Source organism: Nocardioides daejeonensis (assembly GCF_003194585.1).
In the GTDB taxonomy this organism is placed as follows: Bacteria; Actinomycetota; Actinomycetes; order Propionibacteriales; family Nocardioidaceae; genus Nocardioides; species Nocardioides daejeonensis.
The window spans coordinates 531158-554934 of the sequence record NZ_QHKZ01000001.1 but is presented as its reverse complement, the minus strand read 5'-3'; the positions used below and the strand labels follow the sequence as shown (position 1 = coordinate 554934).

At 70.2% G+C, this 23777-nt stretch carries 17 protein-coding genes; 6 read left to right on the top strand and 11 right to left on the bottom strand.

Annotated features, from left to right (window positions below):
* Positions 1–19 precede the first annotated feature (19 nt).
* The 4 genes from DNK54_RS02645 to DNK54_RS02630 form a co-directional block, all read right to left on the bottom strand.
* Positions 20–1465: a SpoIIE family protein phosphatase gene (locus DNK54_RS02645; RefSeq protein WP_110205374.1), complete on the bottom strand. Its 1446-nt coding sequence runs from the start codon at positions 1463–1465 to the stop codon at positions 20–22.
* A 45-nt stretch (positions 1466–1510) separates the two neighbouring features.
* Positions 1511–2323 (bottom strand): sigma-70 family RNA polymerase sigma factor, encoded by an 813-nt coding sequence (locus DNK54_RS02640; protein WP_110205373.1) that lies wholly within the window; start codon positions 2321–2323, stop codon positions 1511–1513.
* 138 nt (positions 2324–2461) lie between these two features.
* A complete protein-coding gene (locus DNK54_RS02635) occupies positions 2462–2731 on the bottom strand; it encodes a DUF7218 family protein (protein ID WP_110205372.1) in 270 nt (89 codons plus the stop codon).
* Between the two features lie 65 nt (positions 2732–2796).
* Entirely contained in the window at positions 2797–3495 is a 699-nt protein-coding gene (locus tag DNK54_RS02630) for a GAF and ANTAR domain-containing protein (RefSeq protein WP_110205371.1), read from the bottom strand.
* Between the two features lie 98 nt (positions 3496–3593).
* Here DNK54_RS02630 and DNK54_RS02625 point away from each other — a divergent pair, with 98 nt between their 5' ends.
* From DNK54_RS02625 to DNK54_RS02605, 5 genes are all read left to right on the top strand, one after another.
* Complete coding sequence (locus tag DNK54_RS02625) at positions 3594–4145, top strand: Dps family protein (RefSeq protein WP_110205370.1); 552 nt, start codon at positions 3594–3596, stop codon at positions 4143–4145.
* Positions 4123–4605, top strand: a complete 483-nt coding sequence (locus DNK54_RS02620) for a DUF6328 family protein (protein ID WP_110205369.1) — start codon at positions 4123–4125, stop codon at positions 4603–4605. The genes DNK54_RS02625 and DNK54_RS02620 overlap by 23 nt, the downstream gene beginning before the upstream one ends.
* Before the next feature lie 125 nt (positions 4606–4730).
* The gene (locus DNK54_RS02615) at positions 4731–5603 is read left to right on the top strand and encodes a glycoside hydrolase family 16 protein (RefSeq protein ID WP_110205368.1); all 873 of its coding nucleotides are present in this window, start codon (positions 4731–4733) and stop codon (positions 5601–5603) included.
* Positions 5604–5722: 119 nt separating this feature from the next.
* A complete protein-coding gene (locus DNK54_RS02610) occupies positions 5723–10267 on the top strand; it encodes an ATP-dependent helicase (protein WP_110205367.1) in 4545 nt (1514 codons plus the stop codon).
* Positions 10260–11036 carry an Fpg/Nei family DNA glycosylase gene (locus tag DNK54_RS02605; protein WP_110205366.1) on the top strand — a complete coding sequence of 259 codons (777 nt, stop codon included), beginning with the start codon at positions 10260–10262 and terminating at the stop codon, positions 11034–11036. The genes DNK54_RS02610 and DNK54_RS02605 overlap by 8 nt, the downstream gene beginning before the upstream one ends.
* 4 nt (positions 11037–11040) lie before the next feature.
* On the opposite strand, the gene DNK54_RS02600 is transcribed toward DNK54_RS02605, so the two are convergent.
* The 7 genes from DNK54_RS02600 to DNK54_RS02570 form a co-directional block, all read right to left on the bottom strand.
* Positions 11041–11343 carry a helix-turn-helix domain-containing protein gene (locus DNK54_RS02600; protein WP_110205365.1) on the bottom strand — a complete coding sequence of 101 codons (303 nt, stop codon included), beginning with the start codon at positions 11341–11343 and terminating at the stop codon, positions 11041–11043.
* A 163-nt stretch (positions 11344–11506) separates the two neighbouring features.
* Positions 11507–14371, bottom strand: coding sequence for an ExeM/NucH family extracellular endonuclease (locus DNK54_RS02595; RefSeq protein WP_110205364.1), 2865 nt, complete (start codon positions 14369–14371; stop codon positions 11507–11509).
* 180 nt (positions 14372–14551) lie between these two features.
* Positions 14552–16825, bottom strand: a complete 2274-nt coding sequence (locus DNK54_RS02590) for a bifunctional metallophosphatase/5'-nucleotidase (RefSeq protein WP_110205363.1) — start codon at positions 16823–16825, stop codon at positions 14552–14554.
* A 294-nt stretch (positions 16826–17119) separates the two neighbouring features.
* On the bottom strand, positions 17120–17725 hold the full coding sequence (gene pgsA / locus DNK54_RS02585) for a CDP-diacylglycerol--glycerol-3-phosphate 3-phosphatidyltransferase (RefSeq protein ID WP_110205362.1): 606 nt from the start codon (positions 17723–17725) through the stop codon (positions 17120–17122).
* On the bottom strand, positions 17722–19161 hold the full coding sequence (gene rimO, locus DNK54_RS02580) for a 30S ribosomal protein S12 methylthiotransferase RimO (protein WP_204164421.1): 1440 nt from the start codon (positions 19159–19161) through the stop codon (positions 17722–17724). Before rimO ends, pgsA begins: the two co-directional genes overlap by 4 nt.
* A 108-nt stretch (positions 19162–19269) precedes the next feature.
* Positions 19270–21009 (bottom strand): helix-turn-helix domain-containing protein, encoded by a 1740-nt coding sequence (locus DNK54_RS02575; RefSeq protein ID WP_110205360.1) that lies wholly within the window; start codon positions 21007–21009, stop codon positions 19270–19272.
* A complete protein-coding gene (locus tag DNK54_RS02570; RefSeq protein ID WP_239459920.1) occupies positions 21006–23327 on the bottom strand; it encodes an FtsK/SpoIIIE family DNA translocase in 2322 nt (773 codons plus the stop codon). Before DNK54_RS02570 ends, DNK54_RS02575 begins: the two co-directional genes overlap by 4 nt.
* Between DNK54_RS02570 and DNK54_RS21390 the strand changes: the two genes are divergently transcribed.
* On the top strand, positions 23320–23583 hold the full coding sequence (locus tag DNK54_RS21390) for a hypothetical protein (RefSeq protein WP_239459872.1): 264 nt from the start codon (positions 23320–23322) through the stop codon (positions 23581–23583). The genes DNK54_RS02570 and DNK54_RS21390 overlap by 8 nt on opposite strands.
* Positions 23584–23777: the final 194 nt, after the last annotated feature.

Here is a 23777-nt window from a genome sequence, read left to right as displayed (position 1 = left end):
GCCGTACTCGCGCAGGCGTTCAGGCCTCGACGTAGGGGACGGCGGTGATCGCGAGGACCCGGGCGACCCCGGACGCGGCGTCGGCGAGCACCACGAGCTCCTCCCCGGCCGCTCGTGCGCGTTGACGGAACTCATGGAGACTCTGCACACCGGGACTCGCCAGCCGGGTTACCTCCCGCAGGTCGACCGTGAGCGGGCGGTTGCCTGCTTCGCTCGCCTCGTGGAGGGCGGCATGGAAGATGTCGACGGAGAGATCGTCGACGGCACCGCGCACGATCACGCGGCCCGGCCGGGTCTCCAGCTCGAGCTCCTGGTCCCAGTCGGGAAGGGGCACCGGCCTCGCCTGCTCCGGGATCGCCTGCAGGATGCCGACCGGACGCGCGAGCTCATGGCGGAGCTCGACGGTGGTGCCGTCGCGCCCGCGGTTGACGAGGAAGCCGTCGGCCAGGCCCGCCGCCATCATCAGGCCGAAGCCCAGCGGCGCGTCGGCCGGCCAGAGGCCGTGGTCGGTCACCGTGACGACCGCCTGCCCGGTGCGGTCCAGACGTGCGGCGAGCTCGAGGCCCCCGTCGCCGGAGCGGGCGCCGTAGGCGTGGTCGACCACGTTGGTGGTGACCTCGTCCACCGCCTGCACCAGACCGGTGTGGTCGAGGAGCCCGGCACCGACCTCGTCCAGCCAGTGGTCGAGCGCCTGCCGCGCGCTCGCGACGCTGCTGTGCCGAGCCGGGAGGTTCGTCGTCAGCGCCTCGGGCTCCGGCATCCGGCAGGCCGCGAGCAGCACCGCGTCGTCGGCCGCACCACCCGGGGGCATCATCTCCTGGAGGACCTGCGTGCAGAGGCTGTCCAGCTGAGACGCCGGGTCGCCCCGGCCTGCGACGCTGCCGTGCCTGACCACCTGAGCAGCAACCACCCCAGGGTCGACCTCGCCAGGTGGAAGCCCGTCGGTGTAGAGGAGAAGCAGCTCGTCGGCGGCCAGCCGCACGAGACCGACCTCGGGACGCGGGGGCTCCCCCACCCCCAACGGTGCCGTCGGCGTCGTACGCGCCCGCCACAGTCCGCCGTCCCGGGAGAGGACGACCGGGCCGTGGTGACCGACGGCGACGAACTCCAGATCACCCGTGACCGGGTCGAGCACCGCCGCACACAGCGTGACCGCGCATCCGTCGGGCATGTGGCGCAGGTAGCCGTCGAGCGCCGCGACGGCGCCGAGCAGCCCGGCACCGGCGAGCAGGCGTTCCCGGAGCACGGTCCGCACCTGGGTCGCCGCCATCGAGGCGGCGAAGCCGTGCCCGACGACGTCGGCCACGAGCAACGCCAGCCGGTGGTCGGGCAGCACCACCGCGTCGAGGGTGTCGCCCCGGTTGATCGGCTCCCGGTCGGTGAGCAGGTAGCTGCCGTGCAGCACCACGCCCGGGACGACCGGGAGCCGCGAGGGAACCTGCACGTCGGTCGGTGTGGTCGGCATCGTCCTCCCCTTCCACCGACTCGCGTGCAGGTCGGTCCTTTGCCGTCAGCCGGCCGGAGCGAGTTCTCCGATCGACTCTCGCAATTCCCGCAGTACCCGAGAGAGCAGACGAGAAACCTGCGTCTGGGTGACTCCGAACTCGTCAGCGATCTCCTGCTGAGTGCGCTCCTCGACGAAACGCATCCGTAGCAGACGCTGGTCGCGCGGCCGGAGCTGTCGCACGACCGGGCGCAACAGCACCCGCGCCTCGGCGGCAGCGGTGTCACGATCCTCGTCGTCGGCAGCAAGCATCTCGGCAAGGCTCGCCGAGCCCTCCGCGCCGACAGGCATGTCGAGGGAGGCGGGCGTGAAGCACCCCTCGGCACGCAGTGCCTCGGTGACCTCTTCGGCCGGTACCTCGAGCTCCTCGGCGATGCGCTCGTCCGTGGGATTCCGTCCGTCCGCAGCACGCAGCTGCTCGCGGACCTCCACCACCCGCGACTGGATCTCCTGGACCCGTCGAGGCGGGCGGACCGTCCAGCCGTGGTCGCGGAAGTAGCGCCGCAGCTCTCCGCGGATGCTGGGTACCGCATAGGAGAGGAAGTCGCGCTCGCGTCCGGCGTCGAAGTGCTGGGACGCGCGGACCAGGGCGGCGCTCGCGACCTGCTCCAGGTCTTCCGTGGGGATGCCCCGTGAGCGATAGCGCGCAGCGATGCTCCGCGCGACCCCGAGGTTCGCCAACACGACCCGGTCGAGCAGCTCCTTGCGCGTGTCCGGGTCGTCCGTGGCCGCCGCCTCCTTGAGCAGCGTCGCAGTCAGCCGCCGGCGTTCCTGCCGCGGCAGATCGTCAAATCTGTTCTCTCGAATGTTGCGTGCCATGAAAGTCTCCCGAGTGGATCTTGCGTGGCCCGCCGTTGTCTTCAGCGAGTTGATGTCGCGAGGCGTGGTCGACGCCTCGGTCTTCTCTTCGACCGTAGCCAACCAACCGCGTGGAGGCCAGCCCCGCCGGTCGACAGATCAGTGATCGCGCAACGCGTCGATGAGCTCACCCTTGTTCATCGACGAACGTCCCTCGATCTCCAGCTCACGAGCTCGCTCGTGCAGCTCGTCCACCGTCCAGTCCTCGTAGTTTCCGGACTCACCACCCTTGCGACCGACCTCCGAGCGTGAGCTCGCGGCGGCCTCGTTGGCGATGCGGGCGGACTTCTCCTTGCTGTTCCCCTCGTCACGCAGCTTCTCGTAGAGCTCTGGGTCCTTGACGCTGGGCCCGGGCTTGCGTTCCGGCATCTGCTGACCTCCTTCGTGAGGAATTCGGTGAGAGCTGGAGACCTCGGTACCCCCGTACGGAGGAGTCATTCCCGTTCTGGCAGATCTCCTGTCTCCACCACCTCCCGGGCCACCTCGCGGAGTTTGAGATTGCGGTGACTGGAGTACTCCTGCAGCCGGGTGAAAGCGCGATCCGCATCGATGTCGTGAGCTGCCATCAGCAGCCCTTGGGCAATGCCGACCTGGTGCCGCGCAGAGACGGCCTCGCTGAGCGTGGTCACCAGCCGAGCCGAGGAGAGGGCGTTGGCCGCGTGCACCGCGTAGACGAGAGCACGGTCGACCATGACGTCGTCGAAGGCGTCCTCGGTCGCGGCGAAGACGTTGATCGCGCCGAGCGGGTCCTGGGCGGTGTCCAGGGCGTCCGAGGAGAGCTGGAGGCTGAGCATCGAGGCGATGCCGAGCTCCGCGGCGCGCGGGCCCCAGCTCGGCCACCGCGCGTCGTTGGCCGTCGACTTCACCAGATGGGCACGGTCGTTGATCGCCGAGTCGAGGCAGGGCCCCTCCCCCAGCTCGTGCTGGAGCGCATCCGCCTGCGCCGCCAGGGGATCGGTACTGGCGAGGGTCGTCAGGCGGCCGCGGCGACGACGTACGGTCAGAGAGGCCCAGCGTGCACCTCCCACCACGTCGAGGACGCGCCGGCAGATCAGCTCGAGGGTCTTCTGCTCGTCGTGGTGGGTCATCAGCTCCTGGCTGAGCCGGGCGAAATAGGCACTCTCGGAGGTCATGGCGTTGACGCTACGTGCGTGAGCCAACGCCCGACCACTGCCCGGCTGCCGGGTGCCGGGCGGGTATGAATCGAGCCGGCCCGGGGTACCGCAGCCGCATGGCCAAGAAGACTCTGCACTACACCGTTCCGGGGCTCGACGAGTCCGCCGCCGCGACGATCATCGAGCTGCTGCAGTCTCGCCTGCACGCTCTCAACGACCTCCAGCTCACGCTCAAGCATGTGCACTGGAACGTCGTCGGTCCGCACTTCATCGCTGTCCACGAGATGATCGACCCGCAGGTCGACGAGGTCCGCGCGATGGCTGACGCCACGGCGGAGCGGATCGCCACCCTGGGCGGCGCACCACTCGGTACGCCGGGCACCTTGGTCGCCGAGCGCACCTGGGACGACTACGCCATCGGACGTGCGCCGACGCAGGAGCACCTCGCCGCCCTCGACATCGTCTACCAGGGCTTGATCAGCTCGCACCGCGCCGCGATCAAGGAGCTCGACGAACTCGACCTGGTCACGCAGGACATGTTGATCGGTCAGGCCGACAAGCTGGAGCTCTTCCACTGGTTCGTCCGTGCCCACCTGGAGGACCAGGGCGGGCGGCTGCGCACGGAGGGAGCGACGTCGGAGTCCGATGCCGCCCAGGCCGCTGGATGAGTCGGACGACGGCCGGAACGAGTCGCCGGCCGCGCGCTCCGATCGCAACTGGAACGAGCTGCTTCAGGAGTTCCGGGTGCTGCAGACCGGGGTGCAGATCCTCGGCGGCTTCCTTCTCACGCTGCCGTTCCAGAGTCGCTTCGGCGACCTCGACCCCTACCAGGAGACGTGGTATCTCGGCCTCGTCCTCCTGGCTGCGGTGACGACCGTCGCCCTGCTCGCTCCGATCGCCGTCCATCGAGAGATGTTCCGGCGGCGACGCAAGCAGGAGACGGTCGTCGTCGGGCACCTGCTCGCCAGAACCGTGACGGCACTCGTCGGACTGCTCATCGCCGGAGTGGCGGCATTCGTCTTCGACGTGGTCCTCGGGCGTACGGCGGGCTGGGTTGCGGGAGGTGCCGTGCTCCTGGTCGCCGCGGCGGCATTGGGCGCTCTGCCCCGGTGGGTCGCAGCGCGGTGACCGCCCGTCTCCCAGCGGGCGAACTCGACGGTAACTCTTCTCACCGGAGGTCGTTGACCTGTCGATGAGTCGTCCGCGCACGCGGCCGACCGCTGTCGGCCCGAACCTCGTGCGAAGGACCCCGCGTGCTCAAGAAGTGTGTGCTGCTCCTCCTGCTCGCCCTGGCCTGCCTGCTGCTGGCACCGCTCGGCCCTGGCGGTCTCACCGCCCAAGCCGAGCCAGCCGCTCCGAACTGCGGCCCGACTCTGCTCCGCAGCGACGGTGCGCCGTGGGAGTGCACCTTCGCCGACGACTTCAACGGCACGGGTCTGGACCGCACGAAGTGGATGCCGCAGACGCAGGGGTTCACGAGCGGCGGCCCCGCCGCCTGGGCCTGCTACGTCGACTCGCCCGATGTGATCGGAGTGGCTGACGGCGTGCTGACCCTGCGCCTGGTCCGCGATGCCCAGCCGTCGCCGTGCGCCAGCCACCCACGCGCCCAGCAGACGCCGTACCGTGCGGGGTCGCTCTCCACCTACGGCCTCTTCTCGCAGCAGTACGGTCGGTTCGAGGCGCGGATCCTCAACACCGCGACCGACCAGCCCGGCCTCCAGGAGTCCTTCTGGTTGTGGCCCGACGCGCGCTACAGCAACACCAGCGTCTGGCCGGTGAGCGGCGAGATCGACATTGCGGAGACCTACTCGCGCTATCCGGAGATGGCGATCCCGTTCCTGCACTCGAGCTCCAACCTCCTCGGCGGCATCCAGGGCGTCACCACGGCGCAGTGCGCCGCGCAGCGCGGCGTGTGGAACACCTTCGCCCTGGAGTGGGCGCCGGGCCGGATGGAGATCTTCGTGAACGGCACCTCGTGCCTGGTGAACAACGGCGGTGACTCCGCCTTCCGCAAGCGCTACATCGTCGCCCTCACCCAGCTGATCGGCGCCAAGCGCAACGCCCCCACCGCTGCTACCCCGCTGCCCGCCTCCATGTACGTCGACTACGTCCGCGTCTGGCAGTGACCACAGCTGGCCGGCGGCGCCGCGCCTCCCTCGGCGCCCCACGGCACCTGCTCCTCGGCTGACCGCCGCCCCGGTCGGCGAGCTGGGGTTGTGTCGGGCGTATCGGGGAGGATGGGCTCGTGGACGACGCGTTGACCGGCTTCAGCCCAGCCACTCGAGCTTGGTTCGCATCGTCCTTCCCCGCGCCCACGCCTGCCCAGACCGGCGCTTGGGAGGCGATCCGGGCTGCCCAGCACGCACTGGTCGTAGCCCCCACGGGCTCCGGCAAGACGCTCTCGGCGTTCTTGTGGTCGGTCGACCGGCTCACCAGCACGCCGCCTCCGGAGGACAGGAAGGCACGCTGCCGGGTCCTCTACATCTCTCCCCTCAAAGCGCTCGCCGTCGACGTCGAGCGCAACCTGCGGGCTCCGCTCGTCGGCATCACCCATGCGGCGGAACGACTCGGGATCGAGCACCACGAGGTGCGGGTGGGAGTCCGCTCGGGCGACACCACCGCGGCCGATCGACGCCGACTGGGCACCGCACCCCCCGACATCTTGATCACCACGCCTGAGTCGCTCTTCCTGATGCTGACCTCGCAGGCTCGCGAGACCCTGCGCGGGGTGGAGACGGTGATCCTCGATGAGGTGCATGCAGTGGCCGGCACCAAGCGAGGCGCGCATCTTGCCCTCTCCCTGGCCCGGCTCGACGCCCTGCTCCCCCGGCCCGCCCAGCGGATCGGGCTCTCAGCGACGGTCCGCCCGCTCGAGGAGGTGGCGCGGTTCCTCGGCGGCGACCAGCCGGTGACCATCGTGGCACCACCCTCGGAGAAGCGCTGGGACCTGCGCGTCGTCGTACCGGTGGAGGACATGTCGGCTCTCGGCGAGCTCGTCGACGAGATCCCGGAGGGACCCACGGCAGGTGGTGCCCAGCGTGCCTCGATCTGGCCCCACGTCGAGGAGCATGTCGCCGACCTCGTCTCGCACCACCGATCCACCATCGTCTTCGCCAACTCGCGGCGCCTGGCAGAGCGGCTCACCGCGCGGCTCAACGAGATCGCGGCCACCCGCGCCGGCGTGGGGCTGCCGGACGGCGTGCCCGCGCAGGTGATGGCACAGTCCGGAGCGGCGCGGCCCCCCGAGGCGGGCCCGGTGATCGCACGCGCCCACCACGGATCGGTGAGCAAGGACCAGCGCGCGCTGATCGAGGACGAGCTGAAGTCCGGGCGGCTGCCCTGCGTCGTGGCGACCAGCAGCCTGGAGCTCGGCATCGACATGGGTGCCGTCGACCTGGTGGTGCAGATCGAGTCGCCGCCGAGCGTGGCGAGTGCCCTGCAGCGCGTCGGGCGGGCCGGGCACCAGGTCGGCGAGGTGTCACGGGGTGTGCTCTTCCCCAAACACCGCAGCGACCTCGCTCAGACAGCGGTCGCGGTGGAACGCATGCGGGCCGGAGCGATCGAGTCGATGCGAGTGCCGGCCAATCCACTCGACGTCCTCGCCCAGCAGATCGTCGCAGCCACCGCCGTCGACACCTGGCACGTCGACGAGCTCTTCACCCTGGTACGCCGCACCGCCCCCTTCGCGACACTGCCTCGCTCCGCCTACGAGGCCACGCTCGACCTGCTGAGTGGCCGCTATCCGAGCGACGAGTTCGCCGAGCTGCGGCCCCGGGTCGTCTGGGACCGTGTGACCGGCGACCTCTCCGGTCGTCCCGGCGCGCAACGTCTCGCGGTGACCAGCGGCGGCACGATCCCGGATCGCGGCCTCTTCGGGGTCTTCCTGGTGGGTGAAGGCGCCGGACGCCGCGTGGGTGAGCTCGACGAGGAGATGGTCTACGAGTCCCGAGTCGGCGACGTCTTCGCGCTCGGCGCGACCAGCTGGCGGATCGAAGACATCACCCACGACCAGGTCCTGGTGACTCCGGCGCCCGGCGTGCCCGGTCGGTTGCCGTTCTGGAAGGGCGACACCCTGGGGCGCCCGGCAGAGCTCGGTGCCGCGATCGGCGGTCTGATCCGCGAGCTGGAAGCGACACCCCGAGACGCCGCCCGGGAGCGGCTGGCCGAGGCGGGCCTCGACCCTTGGGCGACCGACAACCTACTCGGCTACCTGGCCGAGCAACGCGAGGCGAGCGGCGTCCTCCCCAGCGACCGGACCATCGTGGTGGAACGGTTCCGCGACGAGCTCGGCGACTGGCGGCTGGTGGTGCACTCGCCCTACGGCACGCCGGTGCACGCACCCTGGGCGCTCGCGATCAACGCCCGCCTGCGGGAGCGCTACGGAGTCGATGCCTCGGCGGTGGCCTCCGACGACGGCATCGTGCTTCGCGTGCCCGACACCGACGACGAGCCGCCGGGCGCCGACATCGTCGCCTTCGAGCCCGACGAGATCGAACAGCTGGTGACGACGGAGGTCGGCGGTTCGGCCCTCTTCGCGAGCCGGTTCCGCGAGTGCGCCGCCCGTGCGCTCCTGCTACCGCGGCGCGACCCCGGCCGCCGCTCCCCGCTGTGGCAGCAGCGCCAGCGCTCGGCGCAGCTGCTCGAGGTAGCGGCCCGCTACCCGGCCTTCCCGATCGTGCTTGAGGCGGTCCGCGAGGTGCTGCAGGACGTCTACGACCTGCCGGGGCTCGTCGACCTGCTCCGGCGAATCGACCGTCGGGAGCTGAGGATCGTCGAGGTCGTCTCCGAGCAGCCCTCACCCTTCGCCCGCAGCCTGCTCTTCGGATATGTCGCCCAGTTCGTCTACGAAGGCGACTCGCCGATCGCCGAACGACGCGCCGCCGCACTCAGCCTCGATCAGGGCCTGCTCGCGGAGCTGCTGGGCCGCGCCGAGCTGCGCGAGCTCCTCGACCCCGACGTGCTCGTCGAGGTCGAGGCGGAGCTTCAGCGCCTGGCCCCGGACCGCAGGGCCCGGTCCGCCGAGGGCATCGCCGACCTGCTCCGCCTGCTGGGACCGTTGACTTCGGCGGAGACAGCTGCGCGGAGCACCGAGGAGCCGGGGGCGTGGCTCGGCGAGCTGCACGACGCCCGCCGGGTCGTCGACGTGCAGATCGCGGGTGTGCTCCACCACGCTGCCGTCGAAGACGTCGGCCGGCTGCGGGACGCCCTCGGCGTCCCCGTGCCGCCTGGCGTCCCCCAGGTCTTCGCCGAGCCGGTCGACGACCCACTCGGCGATCTCATCGGTCGGTTCGCCCGCACCCACGGCCCCTTCCGCGCCGAGGAGGTGGCCACTCGATTCGGCCTGGGTACGGCGGTGGTCCGGCATGCGTTGGCCCTGCTCGTCGCCCGCGGCCGGGTGCTGGAGGGCGAGTTCCGCCCGGCCGGGACCGGTGACGAGTGGTGCGACGCGGAGGTGCTGCGTCGCCTGCGCCGACGCTCGCTCGCCAAGCTGCGCCACGAGATCGAGCCGGTCGACCCCGAGGTGCTGGCCCGGTTCCTGCCGGCGTGGCAGCAGGTCTCCGCCGGGAGCCGCACCGGACGAGGGCGGCTACGCGGCGTCGACGGAGTGCTGGCTGCCGTGGAGCAGCTCGCCGGCTGTCCCCTCCCCGCGTCGGCGCTGGAACCGTTGGTGCTCGCGGCGCGCGTGCCGGGCTACGAGCCCGCCCTGCTCGACGAGCTGACCGCCGGCGGCGAGGTGCTGTGGGCCGGCCACGGTCAGCTCCCCGGCAACGACGGTTGGATCTCCCTGCATCTCGCGGACCAGGCTCCGCTGACCCTCCCGGAGCCGGAGACCGGTGATCTCCCACCGTTGGCCGAGCACATCCTGGCCGCCCTCGCACCCGGCGGCGCCTGGTTCTTCCGCCAGCTCAGTGAGCAGGTGCGCGGGCTGGCGGGCGAGTCCGTCACCGACGCCGAGCTCGCCACCGCGCTCTGGCAGCTGGTCTGGAGCGGCCACGTCGGCAACGACACGCTCGCTCCGCTGCGCTCGTTGGCCGGCACCGGAGCGACCAGCCACCGGAGTCGTCGGCGACCGCCGCGGGCGCGGGTCGGCTCGCGTGCCGCCGTACCCGTGCGCGGTGGGCCGCCGGGCACCGCCGGTCGGTGGTCCCTGCTGCCCGAGCTCGATACCGATCCGACCCGCCGAGCCCACGCCCGCGTCGAGGCGCTGCTGGAACGACATGGCGTCGTGACCCGCGGCGCGGTTGCCAGTGAACGCTCCCCCGGCGGCTTCCAGGCCGTCTACAAGGTGCTCTCCGCCTGGGAGGAGGCGGGACGCTGTCGACGCGGGTACTTCGTCGCGGGGCTCGGCGCGGCGCAGTTCGGCACCAGTGGCGCGGTCGACCGGCTGCGCTCCTACCAGCTGCTGCCGGAGGAGCCGACCGCGGTCACGCTCGCGGCGACCGACCCCGCCAATCCGTACGGCGCCGCTCTCCCCTGGCCGGAACGTGAGGATGCGGGGCACCGACCGGGGCGCAAGGCAGGTGCCCTGGTGGTCTTGGTCGACGGTCAGGTTGCCCTCTACGTCGAGCGCGGCGGCCGGACCCTCCTGACCTTCACCACCGCACCCGACGTGTTGACACCGGCTGCCGCCTCGTTGGCGGATGCCGTGCGGGCGGGCGCTCTCGGCAGGCTCACCGTGGAGAAGGCAGACGGCTCCCAGCTGCTCGGTCGGGGCGACGACCCGCTCCGCGAGGCGCTGCTGGCTGCGGGGTTCGTCGCCACCACGAAGGGACTGCGGATCCGTGCCTGAGGGCGACACCGTCCACCGCACCGCGCGCCGGCTCCGGGCAGCGCTCACCGGTAGCGTGCTGACCGCGTGCGACTTCCGGGTGCCCCAGCTCGCCACGGTGGATCTGCGCGGTCGGGCGATCGGCGACTCCACCGCGCGAGGCAAGCACCTGCTGCTGCGGATCGGCGACGACCTGACCTTGCACACCCATCTCAAGATGGAGGGGTCCTGGCACCTCTATCGGCCCGGCACGTCCTGGGAGCGCCCCACGCACGAGGCGCGGGTGGTGCTCGAGACCACGGAGTGGCAGGCCGTGGGGTTCGCTCTCGGCGTCGTCGAGCTGCTCCGCCGCGACGCCGAGGCGGAGGCGGTCGGTCATCTCGGCCCGGACCTGCTCGGCCCCGACTGGGATCCGGAGGTAGCGCTCGACCGGCTCCGGGCCGCCCCCGGGGTTCCCGTCGGCGAGGCGCTGCTCGACCAACGCAACCTGGCCGGCATCGGGAACATGTACCAAGCCGAGGTGCTCTTCCTCTGTGGCACCGACCCACACACCCCCGTAGGCGAGGTCGAGCGCCTGCCACGAGTCCTCGATCGCGCCCGTGCGGTGCTCACAGCCAACGTCGGGCGAGCGATCCAGAGCACCACCGGCAACCTCGCCCCCGGCAAGCGGCTCTGGGTCTACCGACGCTCCGGCTCTCCGTGCCTGCGCTGCCGCACGACGATCCGGACCGGCATGCTCGGAGCGCCAGGTCGTGAACGGGCCACCTACTGGTGCCCCACCTGCCAGTAGCCGCTCAGGCGGCAGAAGCGACGACGTCGGCGTCGCTGGCACGGACCGGGAGGGTGGTCGCGGCGAGCGAGTGCTCCTCCGTCGCTGCCGCTTCGCTGACCTGCCGAAGCAGCAGCGAGAGCGGCATCTCCAGGGCGTTGCACAGGGAGGCGAGCAGCTCCGAGGAGGCTTCCTTCTGGCCGCGCTCGATCTCCGAGATGTAGCCCAGGCTCACCCGCGCCTCAGCGGAGACCTCACGCAAGGTCAGCCCACGCTGCATCCGCTGCGCGCGCAGCGCCTCTCCGAGCAGTCGCCGGAAGAGCGTCATGGGCTGTCCTTTCGTATCCACCGGTCCGGTGTGGGGCCAACGCTACCCCGTGCCCAGATGTTCCCGCTGGCGACTCTGCCATGTGACCGGACGGCCGAGGGGCCGGACCAGCACGGTCCGACCCCTCGACGCACTTGATCGGGCTGCCCCGACCGGGGATGACTCAGCGGCGTACGACCTTGATCTTGAAAGTCTTCTTCCCCGCGGCCACCTGCTCGGAGCCGAGGTACTTCACGACCGCCTGGACCAAGCCACGCTTGGCGAACTTCTTCAGCTTGAAGACCACCTTGCCGTTCTTGAGCTTGGCCTTGTAGGTCTTGCCCTTCACCTTGAGCGTCACCTTGCCGGTCGCCTTGGCCCCCTGCTTGCCGGTGACCGTGACCTTGACCTTGCCCTTCTTGCCCACCTTGAGCTTGGCGGGCTTCACCTTCGCCTTGATGACCGCCTTCTGGGCCTCGACCGGAGGCTCCGTGGTGCCGTCGGTCAGGTCGAGACCGACCAGCACCGGGTCGTGGTCGGAGGAGCGGTACGGCGTCGCGCGGTGGAAGTCGGTGGCGTGGTAGTTCCACCGGCTGTACTCGAAGAGCAGCGACTCCCCAGCGTTGATGCCCCAGATGTCGGCCCCGGTCGCCAGCTCCTGGGCCGCCTCGTTGAGCAGCACGTGGTCGAGCGAGCCCGACATGCCCTCGAAGGAGTAGCTCCACTCGTCGCCCGCGCCGAGCTCCGCAGCTGCATCGGCATAGCCGGCGGCGTAGAGCACCTGCAGCGGGTCCTCCATCGTGTAGGAGTTGAAGTCGCCGGCGAGCAGCACCGCCTCGACACCCTCGGCCTCCTGGACGGTCGGCACCCAGTCACGCAGCGCCTCGGCCTGCGCGATGCGGTCCGGGTTGGCGTTGCCCTGGCCGGTGCCGTCGTTCGCGCCGGAGCCCTTCGACTTGAAGTGGTTGACCACCACGAGGAACGGCTCGCCGCCGCCCTGGGCCTGGAACGCCTGGGCGATCGGTTCACGGGCATTGCTGAACGCACCGTCACCCGAGCTGAGTGTGCCGAGAGCATGGGAGTCGCCCACGCGCTCCACCGCGTCGACACGGTAGATGAGCGCGTTGGTGATCACGTCCTGCTCGGAGGCGGCCGGAAGCTCCTCGGACGACGGGTTGGCGGCCCACACGGTCGCCCCTGCGGCCGCGTTGAGTGCATCGACCAGCGTGTCGGTCGCCTCGTCCGGCTCCTCGCCGAGAGCCGCCGAGTTCTCGATCTCCATCAGACCGACGACGTCGGCGTCGAGCGCGTTGATCGCCGCGACGATCTTCTCCTGCTGACGCTCGAGGTCCTCCGGGTCCCATGCACCGCGCTGGTCGCAGCCGCCGCTGACGTTGTTTCCGTCGCCGTCACGGTCCTTGTAGGCCGTGCAGCCACCGTCGCCGACGTTGTCGTTGTCGGCGTCGCCCAGAGTGGTGAAGTAGTTGAGCACGTTGAAGGAGGCGACTGTCACGTCGGCCGTGCCCTCGGGGTCCAGCTGAGCCCGGTCGGGAGCCTGCGTCCGCGTGTTCTCGAAGGAGACCGGGCTGGTGGCGTTCTCGGGGCCGACGACCTGCGAGGTCGGCTGGAAGCGCCAGGTCGGCGCGGTCGGCGAGCCGCCCTCGGTGAAGATGACCGGGTCGTCGAAGGTCGCCTTCGCCCCGACGATCGCCGGCTGCTCCTGCGAGACGTAGGCAGGCGTCTGGTTGCCGGTGTAGGAGGAGCCCGCGAAGGTCCACGACGAGCCGTCGTCGAGCACGACCGAGCGTGCCTCGTTGTCGGCCTTGACCGCGGCGATCGCCGCGGCGTCCTGCGCGTCTGCGACCTCGGTCGGCGTCATCAGCGGCGTCGTACCTTGGGCAAGGCCGACCTCGCCGTACTGACCGTCGCCCGGCGTCTTGCCCTGGAAGTAGGTGTTGGTGACGGTGAAGTCACCGGTCGGCAGGTAGAGCATCCCCTCCAGGCGCTCGCGCTCCTCGGCGGTCGTCGGCCAGGAGGCCAACGTCACCGGAGTGACCGGATCGGCAGCGGTGTCGAGCGTCGTGATCGCCGCGCCATCAGTCACCTCGACCTGGGTCGCGCCGGCGTACTCGGCGACCTTGCCGGTGACCTCGACGTGGTCGCCGGGCCGGACCGTCACGGCACCGGCGCTCTGCGCCAGGCGGACGAAGACGCCGTCAGAAGCCGTCCGGGTGGAGACATCGGTCGCTCCGCCGGTACCGGGCGTCTGCAGGTAGAAGCCGAAGAGTCCACCTGCCGGGTAGGCAGCGGTGACCACGCCCGTGGTGGTCACCGGCACCCCGACCTTGGGGCTGGTCGCCCCGGTGCCCTGGATCTCCGGGATCGTCAGCTCCTCGGTGGGCGGGTCGACCGGCGGGGCCGTCGGCTCAGCACCCGGCGTGGGCTCACCCGCAGCGAAGTCGACGCCGTTCTCCAGCGTGTTGGTCGACTCAGCGTCGCGCGTGAGGGCGGTGCTGTTGCTGCCTGCCGGGGCAGCGTTCGAGCCGAGGAACGTGTCCCCGGTGCCGAAGCCCACCAGGTCGACGACCGCAGGATCGGTCGCACATGCCGTCGTCAGACAGGTCAGCGCCGTACTGCCGCTGCTCAACGCGACGTTGCCGTTGCTCCCCGAGAGATTCACACCCGTGTTGGTCACATTCGGCGTGGGCAACGCCTCCCCCGTGGCGCCCGTGGCTCCGGCGACCAGGTACCGCTCGCCGGGGCCGACCTGACCGCTGAGCTCGATCCGGCCGCTCCACGAGGCGCCGGTCGCGCTCTTGTACTGGACCGAGTAGCCGGTGAGGTCGATCGCCTGATCGCCCTTGTTGTGCAGTTCGATGAAGTCCTGGTTGTACGGCGCGCCGGTATTGCCGCCACCGCCATAGACCTCGCTGATCACCAGGTCGGATGCGGCGTCGGGAGCGGCGGTCGCGCCTTGCAACGGGATGACGGCGAGGGCCGCCGACGCGGTGGCGGCCACCGCGAGTGGTACGAGATGTCTGCGAGACATGGGTCTCCTCCGAGATCCGAGAGAGTTGTCCGGCCGTTCCCGGTCGGGGGTGGCCGAGCCGCTCGCACGGGTGTGCGAGGGGATGACAACAGGGGGCCGCCTCCCGAGCGGCGACCCCCTGCTGTCGGGGTCCTACCTGGTTCGATGCCCGAGCATCAGGACAGGTGCGTCAAGGCCGGTTCAGCGCTTGACCTTGACCTTGATGACCTTCTTCGCCGCCTTGACGTTGGCGTCGCCGAGGTACTTCACGACCACCTTCTGCTTGCCGGTCTTCTTGAACTTGCCGGTCTTGATGGTGACCTTGCCGTTCTTCAGCTTGCCCTTGTAGGTCTTGCCGTGGGCCTTCACCTCGACCTTGCCAGTCGCGGTGACGTCGGCGGTGACCTTGACGACGACCTTGGTCTTGGTCTTCTTCGCCTTGACCTTCTTGGGCTTCGCCGTCACCTTCAGCTTCGGGGCGACCTTGGGCGCGACCGGAAGGGCGAAGGTGGCGGAGGTGCCGGTCGTGGCTCCGGTGACGGTGACCGTCACCTGGGAGCCGCGCGCCGCCGTCGCCGGAACGGTCAGCGACGCCGTCGCCTTGCCGCTCTCGTCGGCGACCGTGTCGCCGATGGCGTTGTCGACCTCGACGGTGACCGGCTCGGCGCCCGCGACCTCGAGGGTGACCTCGTCGTCGACGACATCGTCCACGCCGGTCATCCGCAGCGAGCTGAGGTCGACCTGTGCGGTCTCACCCGGCGCGTAGGCCGCCTTGTCCAGCGTGACGCCGACCGACGTCTGGGCGAAGCTCGGTGCGACCGGCTCCGTGGCAGCCGCCATGTAGTCGACCATCGCCTGCAGGTCGGTGACACCGGTGTCCTTCTTGTTCGCTCCATCGGCGAACGCACCGAAGTTGTCGCCACCGCTCGCGAGGAAGGAGTTGACCGTGACGCCGTACGTCGCCGTCGGGCTGAGCTTCTCGCCGTTGAGCGTGATCGAGGTGATCCGCTTGCCGGTGGCGGCCGTCGGGTCGTAGGTGTAGGCGAACCCGTCAGAGACACCCAGCTTCAGGAACGGACGAGCCGCTCCCTCGGGCTGCCACTGCTGCTCCAGCGCGGCCTTGATCTGCGCGCCGGTCAGCTCCATCCGCACCAGGGTGTTGGCGAAGGGCTGCACGTTGGCTGCCTGCTTGTAGGTCAGGTCGCCTGCCGTGCCCGTCATGTCGGCCCGGAGACCACCGGGGTTCATGAACGCGATCTCGGCTCCGCCGAGGTTCTCCGGCGTCTGGGCGCGCTGCACCTCGGCCACCATGTTGCCGAGGGTGGACTCGCCACCGCGGTTCTCGGTGTTTCCGTCGCTCATCCGGGCGCGCTTGAAGGGACCTGCGATCTCGCCGATCTTCACCGCGCCCTTCACGTCGGCGTCGGCCTTGGCCGCGTCGACGATGGACTGCACGGCCGGGTCGGCCGGGTAGTTGGCCGACCACACGTCCTTGCCGTCCACGACCTCCTTGTTCATGAGCGGGAGGATCTCCTGGCTCACCACGGAGACGTCGCCGGTCGCGGAGTCGATGTCGAAGACCAACTGGTTGAGGTTCACCCCGTACTGGCCCGCCGAGACCACCGGCATGCCGTCCACCGTGTGGTTGTAGGCAAGGTGCGTGTGCCCGGAGACGATGGCACCGATGTCGTCGCTGACGCCGTTGACGATCTTGCCGAAGTCGGAGTCCGGGTCGGTGGTGTCGGCGAGGTCGGTGGTCGACGCCCCCTCGTGCACCAGGAGGACGACGAGCTCAGCACCGTCCTCCTTGAGGCTGGCTGCCTCCTCGTTGACCGAGGAGACGATGTCGGCTGCCTCGATGTCGGCGATGCCGGCCGGGGAGACCAGCTCGTCGAGGTGCTCGGTGACCGCGCCGACGAAGCCGACGTCGACGCTCTTGCCGTCCTCGGTGAAGGTCTGCATCCACGACGCCTCGAGGCCGTCGGCCTGGGTACCGTCCGCCTTCTTCTTCACGTTGGCGCCGATGTACTCCCACTCAGCGCCGCCGAGCGGGTTGGTCGTGGCGTCGTACGGCGCCATCACGCGGTTGATCAGGTCGTCGTAGCCCTGGTCGAACTCGTGGTTGCCGACCGCGGAGACGTCGAGGCCTGCCGCGTTCAGCGCATCGATCGTCGGCTTGTCCTTGTTGATGAACGACTCGAAGGTGGAGGCGCCGATGAGATCACCAGCGGCGGCGAACACCGTGTTCGGGTTCTCCGTCTCCAGCTCCTTGACTGCTCCCGAGATCACTGCGGCCCCGGACTCGTTGGTGCCGTTGGGGAGGATTCGGCCGTGGAAGTCGTTGGTGGCGAGGATCTGCACCTGGATCACATCGTCCGGTGCCGCCTGAGCAGCTCCTGTCGACAGCGCCGCCAGGCCCCCCATCACCAACGCCGCCGCAGCCCCCACTGCTGCGCTCTTATGCATGCGTGTCATGTCTTTTCCGTTACTCCTTGCCCGTACCCGTCGAACTTGTTGCAGGAACACCTGACGTGCAGACCGTCACGACACACCGTCCGGGTGTGCAGTGATCGCCACGCGCATGAGCAGCGGGTGAAGAGAAGGTTTACGACAGCAGAAAGCCGCGAATCGCAATTCGCCGTCCGTGGCCCCCGAGGGGCGAAGATCTGTCGTCAGGATGCCCAGCACCCTAACCAGTGATGGCCGGGCTGGGGAGGTGAACGAAGGTCACGAAGTGATCTCGTTCACACTGCCGTGTCGGGCGCCGGCTCAGGAGGTCCTGCTGAGCGCGGCGCGCTGGCGCCATGCGTCGCGGAAGAACTCGTAGCCGGACCAGACCGTCATGGCGACGGCACCGGCCAGCAACGCCTGGCTGAGGTAGAAGAGCACCTCACCGGGCACGTCCATCCAGCCGTCGACCTGGCGCAGGGGCAGGCAGAGGCCGGCCAGTGCGACTCCCTGAAGGGCGGTCTTGATCTTCCCGCTCTGCGCGGCTGCCATGACCACGTTCTTCATGATCGACAGACGCAGCAGTGTCACGCTCCACTCGCGCACCAGGACCAGGATCGTGACCCACCACCAGACGTCGCCGACGACCGAGAGCCCGATGAAGGCCATCCCGGTGATCGCCTTGTCTGCGATCGGATCGGCGATCTTGCCGAAGTCCGTGACCAGGTTGCGCGACCGGGCGATGTCACCGTCGATCTTGTCGGTGATCATGGCCAGTGCGAAGAGCGCCCAGGCGAAGGTACGCCAGGTGATCGAGTCGCCACCGTCGTGCAGCAGCGCCCAGCCGAAGAGCGGGACCATCAGGATCCGCAGGGTGGTCAGCGCGTTGGGCAGATTCCAGTTGCTGGCCTTGGCCGTCTCGCTCACGCCCGCTCCTCCCCCGCGACAGCGGCGACGAGGTCCACGCCCTGGGTCTCGGTGACCGTTGCGGTGACGATGTCGCCGACGCGCACTCCCTCGAGCGCGCCGACGAGCTCGGTGGTGCCGTCGACCTCCGGGCCCTGATGCTCCGCGCGACCCTCGACAAGGCCGTCCTCGATCGCCTCGACCAAGACGTTGACCTGCTCGCCGAGACGCTCTTCGGCCCGCTGCGTGTTGAGCTGCTCGACGAGGTCGGTCACCAGTGCAGCCCGCTCCGCGACCAGCTCCGGATCGAGCTTGCCGTCGAGCCGCTCCGCCTCCGTGCCGTCCTCGTCGGAGTAGCCGAAGACACCGGTGACGTCGAGGCGCGCCGCGACCAGGAAGTCGCAGAGTGCCTGGAACTCCTCCGCGGTCTCGCCGGGGAAGCCGACGATGACGTTCGAGCGGATCCCGGCCTCGGGCCGCAGTGCACGGATCTGCGCCAGCAGCGCAAGGAAGCTCTCCGGATCGCCGAAGCGCTTCATCCGGCGCAGCACCGTAGCGCTGGCGTGCTGGAACGAGAGGTCGAAGTAGGGAACCACACCCGGCGTCTGCGCGATCGCCTGGATCAGACCGGGCCGGGTCTCGGCGGGCTGCAGGTAGGAGACCCGCACCCGGTCGATTCCGTCGATGGCGGCGAGCTCGGGCAGCAACGTCTCGAGCAGTCGGAGGTCGCCCAGGTCCTTGCCGTAGGAGGTCGAGTTCTCACTCACCAGGAAGACCTCGCGAACACCCTCGGTGGCCAGCCACCGGGCCTCCTGCAGGACGTCCGAAGGACGCCGGCTGACGAACGCGCCGCGGAACGCGGGGATCGCGCAGAAGGTGCACCGCCGGTCGCAGCCGCTGGCCAGCTTGAGAGGAGCCGTCGGCCCCGAACCCAGACGGCGGCGTACGGCGCGGGGCCCGGAGGCCGGGGCGTGGGAGCCCAGGTCGTCGGTCGAGGCCACCTCGAGGTGCCCGGGCACGCTGAGCCGGCTGGCGTCGCGGTCGGTCGGCGAGATCGGCAGCAGCTTGCGCCGGTCGCGCGGCGTGTGCGGGTGCGGACGCTCCCCGGCGAGGATCGCCCGCAGCTTGTCGGCGATGTCGGGGTAGTCGTCGAAGCCGAGCACCGCGTCGGCCTCGGGCAGGGACTCGGCGAGGTCCTTGCCGTAGCGCTCCGCCATGCACCCGACCGCCACGACCGCCTGTGGCCGGCCCGACTCCTTCAGGTCGGCAGCTTCGAGCAGGGTGTCGACCGAGTCCTTCTTCGCCGACTCCACGAAGCCGCAGGTGTTGACGACGACGGTGTCCGCGTCCTCCGGGTCGTCGACCAGCCGGAAGCCGTCGGCGGCAAGACGCCCCGCCAGCTCCTCGGAGTCGACCTCGTTACGGGCACAACCGAGGGTCACCATCGCCACGGACACGAGGTCCTGGGGCTGCGTGGTCTGTGAAGTCGTCATGGCTACTGGGAAGTATGCCGTGTCAGGCCCCGAACCGGCGCTTCGGGCCGGAAGCCCAGAGGCACGGACAGGTCAGCGGGCGAACTTCTTGGTCGCCTGCTGCCCCGGCTTGCCGACCGTGCCCTGCGGCACGTTGTCGATCTCGACCTGGACCGCACCGCCGTCGGTGGCGTGCACCTTGACCGGAGGCACGACGTCGATCCGGTGGATGGCCCCCGTCTCCAGGGAGTCGGAGAAGATCACCTTGCCACGAGCGTTGCGTACCTCGACCTCGCTGGCGCTCGTCGCGGTGAGCTTGATCGTGACCCGCGAGGCCTTCTGCTCGGCGCCGTTGGGGCCGCCGGAGCCCTGGCTCAGCGACATCACACCCTCGGGCTCGGGCTTGTCGTCCATGGCGAGCTTGGCGACCGACCACGCAAGCACCACGGCCATCACCGCGGCGACGACGACCGACCAGTTCGGGCCGCCCCGAACCGCTCGGATGCCGCCGGTGCCGGTGGCGAGCTCGGCCTCGAAGACCTTGCGGGCGTTGATGGGCGCGTCGGCGTAGCGCTCGTCGTAGACCTTGACGAGCGGCCCCGCCTCCAGCCCGAGGATCCGGGCGAGCGTGCGCAGGTGGCCGCGGGCGTAGAAGTCGCCGCCACAGGGCACGAAGTCGTCGATCTCGATCGCCTCGATGACGTGCGGCCGGATCCGGGTGCGCTCGGCGAGGGCGTCGACCGACAGGCCGATCCGCTCGCGGGCGCGCGCCAGCAGCGGGCCGATCACCGGGTCGGGACGCGGCAGCGGCTCCTCCTCGGCGACCTCCAGCGGTGTCAGCTCCTCGACCGGAACCGGCTCGACGGCCTCCTCGACGAGGCTGACCCGGCCGTCCCGGCGGAGCTCGCGCCCCTGCAGCGGTGCGGTGTCGACCGTCTCCACCTGCTGGCGCACCTCGCTGCGACGCGCCGTCACCAGCGGACGCACCGGCTCGACGCCGGCCACCGGTGCCGCCGTCTCCGGCTCGACCTCGTGACCGTCGGCCTGCTCCTCGCGCCGCTCCGCGACAGCCCGGCGCAGCTCGACCACGCGGGCGATCCGCCGACGAGCGCGCATCGCGACACCCTCGAGTGCCGACTCCTCGCGCGGCTCCACGCCGGGAGCGACCTCGGTGACGGCATCCTCGGCGACCTCCGGAACCGGAAGGTCGGTGAACGACAGCGCCGTCGTCTCGACCTCGGCCGTCTCCGTCGCGAGGTGGTCCTCCGACTGCTCGGCGGCGGGCTCGGTGACGGCGGTGGCCCCCTGGGCGAGACGGCGCAGCGCGACCGTCAGGTCATCGCTCTGATCGCCGACGACGCGGGTCGCCATCCCCAACGGCACTGCCAGGGGCGCACCGTGGATCCGGGTGTTCAGCCAGGCACGGCGACGCACCCCGGGGTCAGCCTCACCCAGCACGTGGTCGACGTCGACCGGCTGCAGCACCAGGCGGCCGTCACGCCACCAGGCGTCACGCGGTGTGTGCTGCACGCCTTCGAGCGCCCGCCAAGGCAGCCCCTGCCAGGCGCGGCCGAGCCGGACCCGGACGCCATGGCCGTCGGCGACCAGCAGCGGGGTCCGGGCGTCGACGAACGCATACAGCCAGCCTCCGGCCAACAGTGCCATCGCACCGACGACCAGCCAGTCCAGCAGTGCTCCGGACTGGGCCGCTCGGCCGAGCCAGGCGATCGCCACGGCTGAGGCGAGCGCGCCGACGAGCGCGGCGAGGCCTGCGTTGCGGCGTACCTCCACCGTCTCCTGAGTGGGTACGTCGAGCTGCTCGGTGGTGCTCACATCTCCCCCTGCAAGGTCGCCAGGACACTGTCCAGTTCGTCGGGCTTGATCAACACATCGCGCGCCTTCGAACCCTCGCTGGGTCCGACGACACCGCGGCTCTCCATGATGTCCATCAGGCGGCCCGCCTTCGCGAAGCCGACGCGCAGCTTGCGCTGCAGCATCGAGGTGGAGCCGAACTGCGAGTTCACCACCAGCTCGACCGCCTGGATGACCAGCTCGAGGTCGTCGCCGATGTCGTCGTCGAGCTCCCGCTTGGCGGCGACGCCCGCGGTGACCTCCTCGACGTACGTCGGCTCGAGCTGCGTCTTGCAGCCCAGCACCACCGCAGCGATCTCGGCCTCGGTGACCCACGAGCCCTGCACGCGGATCGGCTTGCTCTCCCCCATCGGCAGGAAGAGGCCGTCACCCTGACCGACCAGCTTCTCGGCTCCCGGCTGGTCGAGGATGACTCGGCTGTCGGAGAGCGAGGAGGTGGCGAACGCCAGTCGCGACGGCACGTTCGCCTTGATCAGACCGGTGACGACGTCGACCGACGGCCGCTGGGTGGCCAGCACCAAGTGGATGCCGGCAGCACGCGCAAGCTGGGTGATGCGGACGACCGCGTCCTCCACGTCACGCGGGGCGACCATCATCAGGTCGGCGAGCTCGTCCACCACCACCAGCAGGTAGGGGTACGGCGTGAGCACGCGCTCGCTGCCGAGCGGCACCTCGACGCTGCCTGCCCGCACGGCCTTGTTGAAGTCGTCGACGTGGCGGAACCCGAAGTTGGCCAGGTCGTCGTAGCGCATGTCCATCTCGCGCACGACCCACTGCAACGCCTCGGCGGCCTTCTTCGGGTTGGTGATGATCGGCGTGATGAGGTGCGGGATGCCCTCGTAGGCGTTGAGCTCGACCCGCTTGGGGTCGACCATGATCATCCGCACCTCGTCGGGCGTCGAACGCATCAGCAGCGAGGTGATCATCGAGTTGATGAACGACGACTTGCCGGAGCCGGTCGCACCAGCGACCAGCAGATGCGGCATCTTGGCCAGGTTCGCCACGACGAACCCGCCCTCGACGTCCTTGCCGAGGCCGACGACCATCGGGTGGTGGTTGTTGCGCGCCGCGTTGGAGCGGAGCACGTCGCCGAGCGAGACGATCTCCTTGTCGGCGTTGGGGATCTCCACCCCGACCGCGGACTTCCCGGGGATCGGGCTGAGGATCCGCACGTCGGCGGACGCCACGGCGTACGCGATGTTCTTCTGGATGTTGGTGATCTTCTCGACCTTGACGCCGGGGCCGAGCTCGACCTCGTAGCGGGTGACCGTCGGTCCCCGGGTGTAGCCGGTGACCTGGGCGTCGATGTTGAACTCGTCGAGCACCTGGGTGAGCCGGTCGACGACCGCGTCGTTGGCCGGCGAGGTCTTCTTCGGTGCGGAGCCCGGCTTGAGCAGATCGCTGGTCGGCAGCGAGTAGGCGATGTCGCCGGAGAGCGCGAGCTGCTCGACGCGCTCAGGCAGCTGCGCGTGCGGCGGCGGCTCCAGGTCGACCTTCTCCTGCTCCACCTCGACCGTGGGCGGGTCGAGCAGATCGAGGATGTCGGCCTCCTCGACAGGCTCGGCCTTCTTGCGCCCACGCTTGGCGGGCTTCTCCTCGTCCGCGACCAGTGCGGAGTCGTACGCCGGATCGCCCAGGTCGGGGTCGATGTCGTCCAGGTTGCGACGGCCGCGACGTGCCCGCGGCGCGCCGTCCTCGTCCTCCGCGTCGTGGCCGAGCAGGCGGTCCCGGAGGTCGGCGAGCCGGGCCGGGATCTGGTAGACGGGCGTGGCGGTGATGATCAGCACGCCGAAGAGGGCGACCAGGGCGAGCACCGGAACCACGACGTAGGGGGTGCGCAGCAGGTCGAGCAGGAGGCTGGAGATGACGAAACCGACGGCACCGCCGGCCTGCTGCAGCTGCTCGGTGTCGCTCATCTGCGGCCGCGGGCTGCCGTTGGCGATGTGCACGATGCCGAGCACACCGAAGCAGAGCGCTGCCCAGCCGATCACCTGGCGACCCGCGGGCCCGTTGCGCTCCGGGTCGCGCATGTTGCGCCACCCCACGTAGACCAGCACCATCGGCACGAACCAGGCGAGCTTGCCCACCGAGCCGGCGACCGCGGTGCGCACACCGTCCATGACACCGCCCGGCAGTCGCCACCAGATGGAGGCGGCCACTACGACCGCGAGTCCGCACAGGAAGAGTCCGGCGCCGTCGCGACGCTGCTCCGGGTCGATCTCCCGCGCCCCGTTGCCCAGGGAGCGTGCCAGCGTCCCGAGGCCGTGGGCGATGCCCATCCAGATCGCCACCAGCGCGCGTCCGATGCCGAGGAAGAGCCGGGCCACTGGCCCCGGCCCGTTGCGTACGGCGCGGGGCGCCGGGCGCGGCTTGGACGTCGACCGGGCCGCTGCCTTCTTGGGCGCAGCCTTGGACGCGGTTTTCTTGGAGGTACTCCGTGATCGGGTGCTCGAGCCGGATCCCTTGCCTCGGGACGTGCTCGAACTCCGCGACCCCGGCGGGGAAGACGTACGGGTCGCCATGGTCCGACCCTAGGCGATCGTCACACCAGCCCCAGGGATCACAGTGGTGCGTGTCGTGGCGGCACAGCCGCACCCGGTCCCGAGGCTCACCGCCACGTCACGGTGAGGCAACAACTTCCGGTGCCACTGGACCGCGCCCGGCAAGCCTCCCTAATGTGACCCGAGCCACAACAAAATGGGTCGCTCGCCCAGCCGGATCCGGCAGCA

Bases quoted from the DNA above. Each gene is read 5' to 3' on its own strand.
- DNK54_RS02600 (WP_110205365.1), bottom strand. From the start codon at position 11,343: ATGACGCTCTTCCGGCGACTGCTCGGAGAGGCGCTGCGCGCGCAGCGG.
- DNK54_RS21390 (WP_239459872.1), top strand. From the start codon at position 23,320: ATGCCCATCCAGATCGCCACCAGCGCGCGTCCGATGCCGAGGAAGAGC.
- DNK54_RS02625 (WP_110205370.1), top strand. From the start codon at position 3,594: ATGGCCAAGAAGACTCTGCACTACACCGTTCCGGGGCTCGACGAGTCC.
- DNK54_RS02630 (WP_110205371.1), bottom strand. From the start codon at position 3,495: ATGACCTCCGAGAGTGCCTATTTCGCCCGGCTCAGCCAGGAGCTGATG.
- DNK54_RS02635 (WP_110205372.1), bottom strand. From the start codon at position 2,731: ATGCCGGAACGCAAGCCCGGGCCCAGCGTCAAGGACCCAGAGCTCTAC.
- DNK54_RS02590 (WP_110205363.1), bottom strand. From the start codon at position 16,825: ATGACACGCATGCATAAGAGCGCAGCAGTGGGGGCTGCGGCGGCGTTG.
- DNK54_RS02620 (WP_110205369.1), top strand. From the start codon at position 4,123: ATGCCGCCCAGGCCGCTGGATGAGTCGGACGACGGCCGGAACGAGTCG.
- DNK54_RS02640 (WP_110205373.1), bottom strand. From the start codon at position 2,323: ATGGCACGCAACATTCGAGAGAACAGATTTGACGATCTGCCGCGGCAG.
- DNK54_RS02570 (WP_239459920.1), bottom strand. From the start codon at position 23,327: ATGGGCATCGCCCACGGCCTCGGGACGCTGGCACGCTCCCTGGGCAAC.
- DNK54_RS02595 (WP_110205364.1), bottom strand. From the start codon at position 14,371: ATGTCTCGCAGACATCTCGTACCACTCGCGGTGGCCGCCACCGCGTCG.
- DNK54_RS02645 (WP_110205374.1), bottom strand. From the start codon at position 1,465: ATGCCGACCACACCGACCGACGTGCAGGTTCCCTCGCGGCTCCCGGTC.